The following is a 13,409-nucleotide window of genomic DNA, read 5'->3' on the forward strand; positions in this document are numbered from 1 at the left end:
TTTGAATAAGTGGTTAAAGGCTTGGAGTATTTTTATTTTTACAATTGGAGGCTTATTAGTAGTACTACTAATTGGTTTGATATAGATAGTGGAAATAATAAAAAATGTATAAAGCGGCTTGCGCTCTGAATTCTAAGGACTCAAGCCGTTTAATTGTTTCTGGTAGCGATATTGATTTTAAAATAAATAGCGTCATTTATCGCTGAATCTAACTCTCCATTGAATATAGTCTTCCAAAGCCGCTCATTTTAACTCTTTTGATTAAATTTCACATGAAGTAGCTGCCTGTAATTCATCACGTCCATTTGCCTCATATTTCATTTTCCAGCTATATAAAGTTTGAGGTTGTAATGAAAACCTTTCGTACAATGGCCAGATAGTAAAGTGACCTTCCTCGAACAATTGAAGGATATGTCATTTTAACTCGATTGGATGTTTATTTCATCCAAAAAATGCCCCCTTAGATAAACAAATTTTATTTTTAATCTGTCTATCTAATAGGGAGCATATCCAATTTTCCGATGGCTTTTGTCTACTGACTAATAGCTATTTTTTATTTCGAACACCTACTATATAGCCGAAAAATGCTATGCCTAGTAAGACAATCCAGAATGTTAACTCCCATGCAGTGGAATGCGGGAATTCTGCAGGTAATATCCCTACTTTTTCGTGGGCTAATGTTAAAACAACGAGCTTTACCCCTACCCAGCCAACGATTAAAAATGCTGCTGTTTCAAGTGAAGGATAATCATTTAATACTTTAACAAACCATTGGGCAGCAAAACGCATCATAATAACCCCGATAAAACCGCCTAGGAGCATAACGATAAATTGTCCACCATTGATGCCACCGATATCAAAATTCCCTAAATGAGGCAACGTGACAGCGATAGCCACTGCTGCCAGCATTGAATCAATAGCAAATGCAATATCTGCTGCTTCTACTTTGAGTACAGTTAACCAGAATCCAGACCCCTTTTTCCCAGCCTTTTCACTCGTATCTTCTTCCTCATCATTTTTATGTTTGCGCAAATCATAAATATTTTTCGCCGACATAAATAGCAGATAAGCCGCACCTACTGCTTGTATTTGCCAATAGTTTACTAAAACAGTAATGACAAAAAGAGCAGCGAATCGAAAAATCAGAGCACCAAATAATCCGTAAAATAACGCTTTTTTTTGTTGTTCTTGCGGTAAATGTTTGACCATTACAGCCATTACTACTGCATTATCAGCCGCTAGTAAACCCTCTAAAACAACTAGGACAATTAAAACCCAGCCGTATTGTAATATTATTGCTTCCATTTATGCTAGTGCCTCCTCTAAGCTCGAAATACCCCAAAATGACTTGTTCCACTAAAGTTACAAAAGAAAAAAACCCCTGCCTTAAGTGGCAAAGGTCTCGCTAAGTAAATTAGTACCTTATCGGTACATCAATCTACACGTCATCAGTCATCATTTTACGTATAGAGCCATTCACTATCACATCCGATGGTAAAACCATGTCTTGACGAATGTGAAACCAGGTACAATTGCAAAACCTGTTAGCTACTCCCCTTTGACAAAGTGTCGAAGGTATCTTCTTTCAAATATTATAGCACTATCATTTACAGCTGACAAAAATATCTAAATGGTTTTTTTCATTACTTAATTTGTATCTGGTAGCTCGTATCTTCTTTATGTGCTAAATAAAAATCAATCATTTTCGGCATCGTTTGAATAAAATCAGGACATGTAATTCCACCTTTTTGTAGAATTTTCTGGGCTTCAGTCGTGTCGAATGTGGCATTCCATGTTAAATAATCTAATGTCTCCTGTTCCACCCCTAACTTTCTCCGAATAAAAGGGATTTGCAGAGATAGTTTTGCCCACGCAAACGGTAAACGCCCCTTCGGATAAGCATTCGTCACTAGTTTCACCATAGTACGATATACTTCCTGTACAGGATGAGGGTTCGGATCTGTTAAATGAAGTGTCTTGCCTTCAGCCTCTTGTTCTGATGCCAAAAAAGTCGAGGCATTTAATATATAATCTACTGGTACTACATTAATTGTAGACGTAGATTGTCCAATATACGGAATAATAGGTAAACATTTTAAGCGTTCTACTAAATTTAAAAAGAAATAGGGTCCATCAAACTTAATAGTTTCACCGGTTTCAGAATGTCCCCTCACAATGCCAGGTCTAATGATTGTTAATGGGATTTCTGATTTTAAATCTTCTACTCGGAGCTCAGCCTCATATTTTGTCTCTTCATAATAATTTTTAAATGCGAATGGTCGGATCAGTTCACTTTCACGCAGTAACCCCTCACGTGTACCAGCCACATATGCCGTACTAAAGTACATATAGCGTTTTAAATTAGGTAAAGAACGCACAAATTCATTCACCATTGTTGTCCCATGAACATTCACTTTCCAAGCAATATCACGTGGTACAGCTAAATCATATATAGCTGCTAAATGCCAAAGTACTTCAATTTGAGGTATGATTTCTTCTATTACTTGATTATCTACACCAAGATTCGGTAGGGTAATATCACCCTCTACAATTCGAATCGAACAGTTAGGAAATTCATTTACTATTTTATTTTTCTCATGATGGGCCTTAATGGTTTCGCCAGTCAATACGATTGCTATAACCTGTTGCGTTTGTTTGTTTCGGAACAATGACCTAATTAATTGACTTGAAATGAAACCAGGAAAACCAGTAAAAAAATGAACTTTCATCTACCATTCCCCCCTTGATTCTAACGCATCTTTCTTGTTTCTTTATCCACTAAACTATAAACAATCGGTACAATATATAGGGTTAGTAACGTGGAAGTCACAAGTCCTCCAATAACAGCTATTCCCATCGGTTGATTCATCTCTGTTCCTTCACCTATGCCAAGTGCAAGTGGCAACAACCCTAATATAGTTGTTAACGCTGTCATTAAGATTGGACGGAGACGATCCTGAGTAGCTAGTAAAATTGCTTCATAAGCAGACATACCATTTGCTTTTTGCTGATTAATATAATCAACTAGCACAATACCATTATTTACAACAATCCCTACAAGTACTAAAATTCCTATTACAGATGTCACACCAATTAAAGTATTTGTAGCAAACATGGCAGCCGCTACCCCTATGATCATTAATGGAACCGTAAACATAATGACAAACGGATATTTGAATGATTCAAATTGAGCAGCCATCACAATATACACTAATATAATGGCAAGAATCACTGCTAATAGCATATCATCGATTGCACTATCATAAAGCTCACGATCACCGCTAAATACGATTTGTGTAGTAGGAGCTAATTGAGCACTCTTTATTGCTTTATCTACTTTTGCCGATATTCCCCCTAAAGATTCCTTCGTTTCATATTCAACAAAAAATGCCACTGCTGCCGCCTGATCTGAACGGCGAATAGAGACGGGTCCCTCTTTTATAGAAACTGTCGCAACATCCTCTAATTTCACAAATACCCCTGCTGGTGAACGCAGTTGCATTGCTTTTAGTGAATCTATACTATCATTGAAGAGCTGACCGAAACCTGTGTAGACAGGTAATACAGCACCATCCTCTGCAATTAATTGGGAGGTTAATTGTCCTCTTGTCATTTGATTGACAGACTGTGCAATTTGCGCGGGTATGAAACCATAGTCTTTTGCCTTTTCTCGGTTTACTTCAATTTGAATTTCTTGAACAGTATTATCTAAATCTGTGGAAACTTTCGTCACCTCTTCAATTGCTTGCAGGTCTTGTTGTACTTTATTGACTGCCTCTTGGAGCCTTTGTTCATCAGAGTCGGTTAATCGAAACGTTAAAGTATGCGGTGATGAGCCAGTTGCTGTCGATACGTTAAATGTCAGTTCAGTCTTCTCCTCTAGCTCTCCCAGTAAGTCTTGCTCTAGCTCTTCAACAAATTCAAAAATTGAACGTTCTCTTTCTGCTAAAGGCACAAGCTTTACATACATCTCTGCTTGGTTCGGGCTAGTTTGTCCACGTGATTGTGATTGTTGTGTACCGCCGATTAAACTAACATAAACATCCACATCTTTTTCCTGCTTTAAACGTTCCTCAATCTTTCTGACTACCTGTTCAGTTTTCGATACAGCTACACCCTTTTCAAGATTGACGCTAATAGTTGTAAAACCTTCATCGGTAGGTGGTAAAAATTCAGTACCTATTCTAGTCAATCCAAATAATGATAGGCCAAAGCAAACTACCGTGAAAATTAGTAGGAGCATGCGATGCTGCAGAACCCACACAATAGACGATTTGTACTGCCTATAAAATAGAGATTTACTACGCTGCTCATAAAAGTTAATACTTTTCATTTTTAATAGCCGACTCGCTAGCATCGGTACTACTGTAAGGGCAACTACTAAAGAGGCAATTAAACTAAATGAAATAGTGAGAGCAAATTCTGTAAAAATTTGTCCAATCAGTCCTTCGATGAACATAACAGGAATAAAGACAGCGATTGTTGTTAGTGTTGAAGCAGTAATCGCAAGAGCAACTTCCCTTGTCCCTTCCTGCGCTGCTGTAATAGGATCTTTTCCTAACCCTAAGTGTCTTTCAATATTTTCAATAACAACGATTGCATTATCCACTAGCATGCCAATACCCAATGCTAGAGCACCTAATGTCATAATATTGAGTGAAAAATCAGCCAAAAACATTAATACAAATGTCACAATAACCGAATAGGGGATGGCAATACCAATAATGATAGGGCTCTTCACACTGCGTAAAAACACAAAAAGAACGACCATCGCAAACAGACCTCCTAAAATTAAGGAAGAGCCTATGTTGCTAATGGCAATATCCACGTAGTTGCCTTGATCTACTAATATGTCTGCTGTAATTCCCCTGTATTGCTCTTTCTCTAGCAATTCATTTAAGGTTTGTTGAAACTCCTTTGACACTTCAGCAGTATTCGCACCCGACTCCTGTAAAACGGACATAAGAACTGCTGCATGCTCATTGGCACGGGTTGTCGTTACAGATGGCTGTTCTGCCCTTTTAACAGAGGCGAGGTTGCCAACTGTTAACGCTTCACCTGTTAAAGGATTCACGGAAACAATTAAATCGGCTATATCCTGAGGTGATGTTAAAGTACTAACAATACGTGTTGTTAACATTTTTCCATCATCAGTTAAAACAGGGTCACCAGGAAGTGATACATTGTTCGCTTGGACTATTTGAATAATATCTGCCTGTGTTAAGCCTTTTTCGACTAACTTTACCTCATCTAACGTTATTTGTATTTCCTCTATAAGCTTCCCAGAAACATTTACACTTGCGACACCCTCTGTCCGTCGAAGCTCCTTTTCTAAATCCTCTGCTAATAAGCGCACATCTACATTTTCATTTTCTGCCCGCAATGAAAGCTGAATAATGGGAAATTGGGATGGATCAAACTTTAAAAAGCTTGGTTTGCCCGCATCATTGGGAAGTGGTGTCATATCAATTCTCTGTAAAATATCAAGCTGGACATCTTCTAGGTTGGTGGACCAATTGAATTCAAGGACGATTAAATTGCTTCCTTCTTGTGAAGTTGATTGTAGTTTCTTAATGCCTGGTAAGGTGGCTAGTGTTGCCTCTAAAGGCTTCGTCACCCTTTCATTCACCTCTGTTGGACTGGCTCCCGGATAAGAGGTGACTACTACACCTATTGGCGGATTTAGCTCAGGTATTAAAGTAATCGGTATTTTTAATAACGATACACCACCTAATAAAATTACAAATAGCATCGTTACAATAGTAAATACTGGTCTTTTAATCGAAAAATTACTGATGTTCATATTAAAAACTCCTTCTTCTACCTCTTCCTTTCTATCATAGCCGAAAAGGGCATTATTTTATAAATGAGCTAATTTCCTATCTTAAGCGCATTTGCGAATTCAAATTTCCTAATACTGTATATATTCTACAATCCGTGTCAAATTTCCTTGTAAAAAAACACGAATCGCAAAATTGTCGATTCGTGTTGACTATTAAAGAAGGCTATAAAGTTTAATGTTTTCATTTTTATCGGCAAACCAACGCATGGCAAACTCATTTTCGAATAAGAACACAAGATTATCAAAACGATCTTTCACCAGCATTGAACGTCCAGAGGACATAGATTCTTTAACATCCTCTTCATTTTCAATCCAACGGGCAATTTTCGAACCAATTGGCTCCATCCTTACTTCCACATTGTATTCATTTTTCATACGATGTTCAAATACTTCAAATTGAAGTTGACCCACTGCTCCAAGAATAACTTCCTCTGTGTGCAGTGTTTTATAATATTGAATGGCACCTTCTTGTACTAATTGTAAAATACCTTTATGGAATTGCTTCGATTTCATTACGTTTTTAGCCGTTACACGGACAAATAACTCTGGAGTAAACTGTGGTAATTTTTCAAATTGGAATGTTTTTTTACCACCCACTACGGTATCTCCAATTTGATAAGTCCCTGTGTCATATAAACCGATAATATCCCCTGCAACAGCTTCATCTACAGTCTCACGATCATCAGCTAGGAATTGTGTAGATTGTGTGACTTTAAAGGATTTGCCAGTACGAGACAAAGTCATATTCATGCCACGCTCAAATTTACCAGACACAATACGGACAAAGGCAATACGGTCACGGTGCGCAGGATTCATATTAGCTTGAATTTTGAATATGAATCCTGAAAATTCCTCTTGTTCAAGCGGATCAATAAACTGCTCATCTTCCGTAATTCTAGGCTGTGGTATTGGTGCAAATTGTAAGTAAGTCTCTAGGAATGTTTGTACCCCAAAATTTGTTAAAGCTGAACCAAAGAACACTGGTGTTAATTCGCCACGACGAATTTTTTCTTCCGAATATTCATTACCAGCCTCGTCCAGTAGTAATATATCATCCATTGCTTGAGAATAATAAGAAGTAACTTTCATCGGATGCTCTACAGCAAGTTCACCATTTTCATCTATTGGCAGAAAGCGTTCAGCTTCATCCGTACGGAACTGCTCAATACGCTTATTGTAACGATCATAAATACCAAGAAACTCTTTCCCCATACCAATCGGCCAGTTCATAGGATATGCATGTATCCCCAGTACTTCCTCAAGCTCTTCTATTAGCTCAAGCGGCTCTTTCCCTTGACGGTCCAATTTATTAATAAAAGTGAAAATCGGAATACCGCGCATTTTACAAACCTTAAATAGCTTTAAAGTTTGCGCCTCTATCCCTTTAGCGGCGTCCACTACCATGACAGCACTATCTACTGCCATTAATGTGCGATAAGTATCTTCTGAGAAGTCTTGGTGCCCAGGGGTATCCAAGATATTCACACGTGAGCCATTATAGTCAAATTGCATCACGGAAGAAGTAACAGAGATACCACGTTGCTTTTCGATTTCCATCCAGTCAGATGTTGCAAACTTACCTGTTTTTTTTCCTTTTACTGTCCCTGCGTCACGAATGGCGCCTCCAAAAAGTAAAAGCTTTTCTGTAATCGTCGTTTTCCCAGCATCAGGGTGACTGATAATGGCAAAAGTACGACGGGATTGTATATCTTTTTCTAAATTTGAATTCATCTCGTCATTCTCCTTTTTTCATACTTAATAATAATAAAAGAAGTCTTGCCTTTCGTACAACCTTTTTACATGAAATCGCCAAAAAGAAAACCCTTTAGTACTATCTAAAAGGGTTTCCTAAATCTTATATTCCATCAAACAAATTTCAAACGGCCAGCTTCTATTGCTATTTCTGCATCACTATGCGGAAATTTTGTATTTTCAATAATTTGATAATCCTCATGGCCTTTACCAGCAAAAATAATCATATCGCCTGGTTCAGCAACCTCAATCGCATGACGAACTGCCTCTGCACGATCTCCGATACAGGCAAAATTGTCATGTAACATCCCTTTTGCCAAATCACCCGTAATACTATTATAGTCCTCATAGCGTGGGTCATCTGTTGTCAAAATAACATACTCTGCTGCCGACGCCTTCTCAGCCATGGCAGGACGTTTTGATTTATCACGGTTACCACCTGTCCCAACTAAGAAAATAAGTTTGCCCTTTTTATATGGTTGTGCTGCCTCAATCGCTTTTTCAATAGCATCAGGTGTATGTGCATAATCAACAAACATTTGTACAGGTAGCTCAGAGCATACTTTTTCCATACGTCCTTTAACTGGTGGAAGTTGCTCGATTTGCTCAATAATGGCCTCCATAGAATAGCCACGACCATAAAATGCCACCATTGCTGCTAACACATTATAAATGTTAAATTCACCTAGTAAATTCATTTTCACACGATAAATTCCTTCTGACATCTCCACATCAAAAGATGTCATATAATCGTGATATTCACAGTTAATGGCACGGAAATCTGCTGTTTCATTTTTTAAACCATATGTCCACACTGGAAATGGTGTCATAGCTGCGTACCGCTCTGACCAAGCATCATCGGCATTTAGCACAACAAATTTATTTTTTTCTAAATCTTGTCCAAGCTGGGAGAATAATAAACCTTTGGCATGCCCATATTCCTCCATCGTACCATGGAAATCAAGATGATCGTGCGTTAGATTTGTAAAAATAGCTACATCATAGTCAACACCTGCTAAACGTCCAAGTGCTAATCCATGGGATGAAACCTCCATCGTCATTAAACGACAGCCTTCCATTTTTGCTCTAAAAATCATTTGTTGTGTTGATAACGCATCACTTGTTGTATTGGCAGATTCATATAAAATTCCATTTAAATTAAAGCCAATTGTGCCAGATAAGGCAGATTTTTCACCCATACCATGCATAATATTTTGAATAATACCTGTTACAGATGTTTTACCATTCGTTCCCGTTACCCCGATCATCGTTATATCTTTGGAAGGATAATCAAAAAACTTTGCGGCTAACAAGCCTACTGCACGGTCTGTGTCTTTTACAATTACTTGAGCAATCATCTCACCTAGCGGCAATTCCCGCTCTGTTACAACAATCGTAGCACCTCCATCTACAGCCTTTTGAGCATAGTCATGTCCATCCACTGTATAACCTTTAATACAAACAAACATGCTATTTGGCTGTACACTTCTTGAATCTACTACGATATCAGTCACTTGGTCTGGCAACATGCCAATTATTTTTTTCAAAGGTAATGCACTTAACAATTCCTCTGCATACATTTCATAGTCCTCCAATCAATCTCTACACTCATGTCATCATTTTTGATTATTCGACAAAAAACGACAAAATGAATCCCCCCACGCTCTATTGAACTTATTTTACTACTTATTTCGCGATAAATAAAATGTCTCCGTGCTGTTTTTTTAACGAAAACGCTTTCATTTGAACAAAAAATACGTTTTCTTCAATTTTTTCATAATTAATGACTAATCGGCATTTTTCGACACGCCTAGGTTGGGATTTTTGGGGATATTTTTCTATACAAAGGAGGGTTTTTTTGAAAGGGGATATCTTCATTTGAAAAAAGATACCCCCATTTTAACTATTTCATAATAGAGCGTACAATTTTCACCTTTTGATTATACGGTGGAAACAGTACATTCGTCTCAAGCTTAGAAGATTTCTTTAAAATGGATTTTGCATGTGTAAAGTTTTCAAAGCTTGCTTTACCATGATATGCTTTCACACCCGATGGACCAACACCTCCAAATGGTAAGTGTAAGTTACCAACATGTGTAATCGTATCATTAATACATCCTCCGCCGAATGGCAATTCCTCTAAAAAGTATTGAGTCGCTTTTTCATGCTCTGAGAAGAAATATGCCGCTAATGGTTTCGGTAATTGGCGTATTTCATGAATTGCCAGTGGTAAATCGTTATACATCATAACAGGTAGGATAGGGCCAAAAAGCTCTTCCTGCATCGAAGGACTTGTCCACTTTACATATTCGATGATTGTTGGCTCAATATATAAATCATCTCGATCTATCCGTCCACCGAATGTTATAGCGTCACGTTCTTCCTTAATAATTTGCTGTAAACGATCAAACTGTCTAAGATTCACGATGCGTCCGTAATCAGGGCTTTTTAATGGGTTCTTCCCATAAAAAGAACGTATCGTCTCTTTTAAAATTTTCATAAAGCGATCATAAACATCTTTGTGAACAAGTAAATAATCTGGTGCCACACATGTTTGCCCAGTATTTGTGAATTTACCCCATACAATCCGCTTCGCTGCTACTTCTAGGTTCGCTGTTTGATCAACAATAGCTGGACTTTTCCCTCCAAGTTCTAAAGCAATTGGAGTTAATCGTTCTGCTGCTGCCTTAGCAACCACTTTGCCAACTGCTACACTTCCTGTAAAAAAGATATAGTCAAAGGAAGCATGGATTAAGGCAGTAACCTCATCTTTTTCCCCTTCCACTACACGTATATAGGATGGGTGAAAAGTTTCTTCAATTACCTTTTTTATAATGGCTGCAGTGTGTACAGATGTTTCTGACGGTTTAACGATAGCTGTATTACCGCCAACAATAGCACCTACCAATGGTTCCATGACCAATTGAAATGGGTAATTAAACGGACCAATAATTAATGTTACACCATACGGTTCACGAACAATAAAGCTCTTACCCATCTGATATTGAATAGGTGTTTTGACTGCTTCTGGCTCCATCCATTCTTCCACATGCTTCACCATGTAAGAAATACTATCTAAGACAATGCCAATTTCAGTTGCATACGCTTCGAACTCACTTTTCCGGAGGTCTAAGTATAGTGCGTTCAGTATTTCCTTCTCATATTTCAAAATGGATTTCTTTAGTTTTTTTAATTGCTCTTTTCGAAATTTGACACTTTTAGTGGCACGAGAAAAATAAAATTGACGCTGCTCTGTTATCATATTTTCCACATCTTTAGACGTAAAATTCATCAATAAAGCACCCCTTTTCAAAAATGGCATACATAGTTTTTTCATTTCGAAACAAACTATCATTGTCTATACGATACAACATCAGGAGGAAAAATTCCTCTTTCTACATCAGGGGGGAAGAAATTTGAGTATGTGAAATGTTTTAATTTTTTCATCTTGGGAAATATACAACTACACAACTACATACTAAACGAAACGGGGGCGTAGATGAATGACAACAACAACGACATGGTGGGAGTCTATTTTTTCTGGACCATTATCACATGGGATTTGTGAAGAAAAATTATTGCTTTTGCAAGATGAGGCTTTCTTATATCTTTCTACAGCACCGGTAGAAAACGAAGAAAATCTTGAAGTAAATTAAATGAAAGCGCATTATAGGGTACCCCTTTAATGCGCTTTTATCATGTTTAATTAGCGATTAATAATTGCCGTAACTGCTCTAACTCTGCTTCTAGTCTACTGATTGCTTCTTCCTCTATGGCAAAACCTCCTTCATCTAACCGAATAATTTGTTTATCTACAATATAAACAGAGTGCGATATTGAGGTCGCCCCTAGTACAGCTAAAACAGGCTTCAAAGCATACTCTAATGCTAATAAATGACCAATAGAACCCCCAACAGCGATAGGTAGAATGACCTTCCCATGCAGTGCTTTTTGGGGTAGTAAATCTAAATAAGTTTTCAATATTCCCGTAAACGATGCTTTGTATATAGGGGTTAAAATGACGACTATTTGTACTTCCTCAATCCATTTATTCTCTAGCTGTATACTTTCACTTGCAAAATTGGCTGTTATTAGATCTACAGCCGGTAGTTCATGAATATAATTGGAATGGACTTCTACACCCTGTGCCATTAAATGATTTTTAACCTTTTCATGGATTGCCATAACTCTAGAGCTTTTTGAGTTACTGCCATTAATGATTACTGCTTTTGTCAATTTACCAGCTCCTCTTAATTTTTTAAAAGCCATTAAAAAAAGCCCCTATTTTACAATCAAACGAAAACCGCCTTGTAAAATAGAAGCCTCTAGCTGCCTAGTCAACTCCAAAACCAAGTATTCTTATAAAATTAATCTAACATATATTTCTTTAATGTCAATAGCTTTTCAATTATTGGTGAATGGCTTTTCCAAAAACAGCTTTGGCAGTATCTCCAATATGCTCAGATACAGTCGGATGTGGGAAAATCATTTGTGCTAAAGAAAGAGCTGTACCACCTGAGTTTTTTGCCGCCAATATAGCATTCAGCATTTCTGTTGCACCATCCCCTACAACACAAGCACCTAGAATTTGACCGCTGCCCTCTTTTGTTATTAGCTTCACAAAGCCTTCAGTATTTCCCTCCATTAAAGCCTTTGGATTTGTTTGTAATGGCATTTTTGTCATCGTGTAAGGTACTTTTACCTGTTCTTCTAGTAAACCAAATGTGGCAATCTCAGGGTGTGTATATACACAACGCGGGATTGATGCTTGGTCAATTAATGCTGGTTGATTACCCATAATATAATCCACAGCATAGATTCCTTCCGCACTCGCAGAATGTGCAAGCTGATAACCACCGACTAAATCACCAATTGCATAAATATGAGGCTGACTCGTCTGTAAATGCTCATTCACGGCAATTAAACGGCCTTCAAAAGTTAACTCCAAATGCTGAGCGATTTCTGTATTAGGACGACGCCCTGTCGCAAACAGAAGATTTTCATATGTATATATACCTTTTGTCGTATGAATAGTATGGCCTTCAAATTTTTCGAATTGGAAATCTGTTATAAGCTCAATACCAAGTTTCTTCATCTTTTCTCGAATAAGGGGTCTTGCCTCTGGTTCTTCCGTTTGTAAAATATCCTCACTATGATTAAGCATTGTAATTCTCGTTCCTAGGGGGGCTAAACTAAAGGCCATTTCTACTGCAATCACACCACCACCGATAATCGTTAACTGTGCTGGTAGCTCTTTAAGATTGAAAAATGTATCTGTTGTAAAGTAGGTAGCGGACTCTAACCCTTCAAATGGTGGAACATATGGTTTACTGCCTGTTGCCAATATAATATCTGACGCCGTCAAAGTTTCATTTCCTACTGTTATCAGTAAGTCTTTAGTTAATGTGGCCTCACCACGATATAAAGTTATATGGTTGTTGATAATATAGTGCTCAATATTTGTTAGAAGCTCTTGAATAATTGTATCTTTACGTTGCATTAATCGAGGAAAATTTATTTTAACATTGTCTGTTTCTATTCCCCAACTATTTCCTCGATTTATTGCCTGCACTAGTTTACTATGCTCCAATAAAATTTTAGATGGAATGCATCCAACATTATAGCAAGCTCCTCCTAATTTATCTCGTTCAATCAACGCAACCTTTTTGCCATTTTTGGCAGCATGAATGGCCGCTACATACCCTCCTGGCCCTGCACCAATAATTGCTATATCAAATTTTTCCATATTTTTCACCTCATGTATCACCTTATCATTTGCAAAAATTGAATGCAATATTACCAGTAAGGTCATTGA

The 13,409-nt window shown here is 37.6% G+C and carries 9 protein-coding genes; 1 reads left to right on the top strand and 8 read right to left on the bottom strand.

The window, feature by feature from the left end; all coding sequences use genetic code 11:
* Nucleotides 1-546: 546 nt before the first annotated feature.
* The 6 genes from AC3CH7_RS06315 to AC3CH7_RS06340 all read right to left on the bottom strand — a co-directional run bounded on the left by AC3CH7_RS06315 (nucleotide 547) and on the right by AC3CH7_RS06340 (nucleotide 10,886).
* Entirely contained in the window at nucleotides 547-1,305 is a 759-nt protein-coding gene (locus AC3CH7_RS06315; protein ID WP_012293018.1) for a TerC family protein, read from the bottom strand.
* Nucleotides 1,306-1,643: 338 nt separating this feature from the next.
* Nucleotides 1,644-2,729, bottom strand: a complete 1,086-nt coding sequence (locus tag AC3CH7_RS06320; protein ID WP_036160873.1) for an SDR family oxidoreductase — start codon at nucleotides 2,727-2,729, stop codon at nucleotides 1,644-1,646.
* 20 nt (nucleotides 2,730-2,749) lie between these two features.
* Nucleotides 2,750-5,803, bottom strand: coding sequence for an efflux RND transporter permease subunit (locus AC3CH7_RS06325; RefSeq protein WP_012293016.1), 3,054 nt, complete (start codon nucleotides 5,801-5,803; stop codon nucleotides 2,750-2,752).
* 192 nt (nucleotides 5,804-5,995) lie between these two features.
* Nucleotides 5,996-7,573: a peptide chain release factor 3 gene (locus AC3CH7_RS06330; RefSeq protein ID WP_012293015.1), complete on the bottom strand. Its 1,578-nt coding sequence runs from the start codon at nucleotides 7,571-7,573 to the stop codon at nucleotides 5,996-5,998.
* 134 nt (nucleotides 7,574-7,707) lie between these two features.
* Complete coding sequence (locus AC3CH7_RS06335; protein ID WP_031418807.1) at nucleotides 7,708-9,174, bottom strand: UDP-N-acetylmuramoyl-L-alanyl-D-glutamate--2,6-diaminopimelate ligase; 1,467 nt, start codon at nucleotides 9,172-9,174, stop codon at nucleotides 7,708-7,710.
* A 323-nt stretch (nucleotides 9,175-9,497) separates the two neighbouring features.
* On the bottom strand, nucleotides 9,498-10,886 hold the full coding sequence (locus tag AC3CH7_RS06340) for an aldehyde dehydrogenase (RefSeq protein WP_031418804.1): 1,389 nt from the start codon (nucleotides 10,884-10,886) through the stop codon (nucleotides 9,498-9,500).
* Nucleotides 10,887-11,097: 211 nt separating this feature from the next.
* Here AC3CH7_RS06340 and AC3CH7_RS06345 point away from each other — a divergent pair, with 211 nt between their 5' ends.
* A complete protein-coding gene (locus AC3CH7_RS06345; RefSeq protein WP_012293012.1) occupies nucleotides 11,098-11,250 on the top strand; it encodes a hypothetical protein in 153 nt (50 codons plus the stop codon).
* Nucleotides 11,251-11,296: 46 nt separating this feature from the next.
* On the opposite strand, the gene ssuE is transcribed toward AC3CH7_RS06345, so the two are convergent.
* Together ssuE and lpdA are read right to left on the bottom strand one after the other, a co-directional pair.
* Nucleotides 11,297-11,863: an NADPH-dependent FMN reductase gene (ssuE, locus tag AC3CH7_RS06350; RefSeq protein ID WP_012293011.1), complete on the bottom strand. Its 567-nt coding sequence runs from the start codon at nucleotides 11,861-11,863 to the stop codon at nucleotides 11,297-11,299.
* 139 nt (nucleotides 11,864-12,002) lie between these two features.
* Entirely contained in the window at nucleotides 12,003-13,340 is a 1,338-nt protein-coding gene (gene lpdA / locus AC3CH7_RS06355; protein ID WP_200990943.1) for a dihydrolipoyl dehydrogenase, read from the bottom strand.
* Nucleotides 13,341-13,409: the final 69 nt, after the last annotated feature.

The sequence above is a fragment of the Lysinibacillus sp. F12 genome (assembly GCF_057773605.1).

Bases quoted from the DNA above. Each gene is read 5' to 3' on its own strand.
- AC3CH7_RS06315 (WP_012293018.1), bottom strand. From the start codon at position 1,305: ATGGAAGCAATAATATTACAATACGGCTGGGTTTTAATTGTCCTAGTT.
- AC3CH7_RS06320 (WP_036160873.1), bottom strand. From the start codon at position 2,729: ATGAAAGTTCATTTTTTTACTGGTTTTCCTGGTTTCATTTCAAGTCAA.
- AC3CH7_RS06325 (WP_012293016.1), bottom strand. From the start codon at position 5,803: ATGAACATCAGTAATTTTTCGATTAAAAGACCAGTATTTACTATTGTA.
- AC3CH7_RS06330 (WP_012293015.1), bottom strand. From the start codon at position 7,573: ATGAATTCAAATTTAGAAAAAGATATACAATCCCGTCGTACTTTTGCC.
- AC3CH7_RS06335 (WP_031418807.1), bottom strand. From the start codon at position 9,174: ATGTATGCAGAGGAATTGTTAAGTGCATTACCTTTGAAAAAAATAATT.
- AC3CH7_RS06340 (WP_031418804.1), bottom strand. From the start codon at position 10,886: ATGAATTTTACGTCTAAAGATGTGGAAAATATGATAACAGAGCAGCGT.
- AC3CH7_RS06345 (WP_012293012.1), top strand. From the start codon at position 11,098: ATGACAACAACAACGACATGGTGGGAGTCTATTTTTTCTGGACCATTA.
- ssuE (WP_012293011.1), bottom strand. From the start codon at position 11,863: ATGGCTTTTAAAAAATTAAGAGGAGCTGGTAAATTGACAAAAGCAGTA.
- lpdA (WP_200990943.1), bottom strand. From the start codon at position 13,340: ATGGAAAAATTTGATATAGCAATTATTGGTGCAGGGCCAGGAGGGTAT.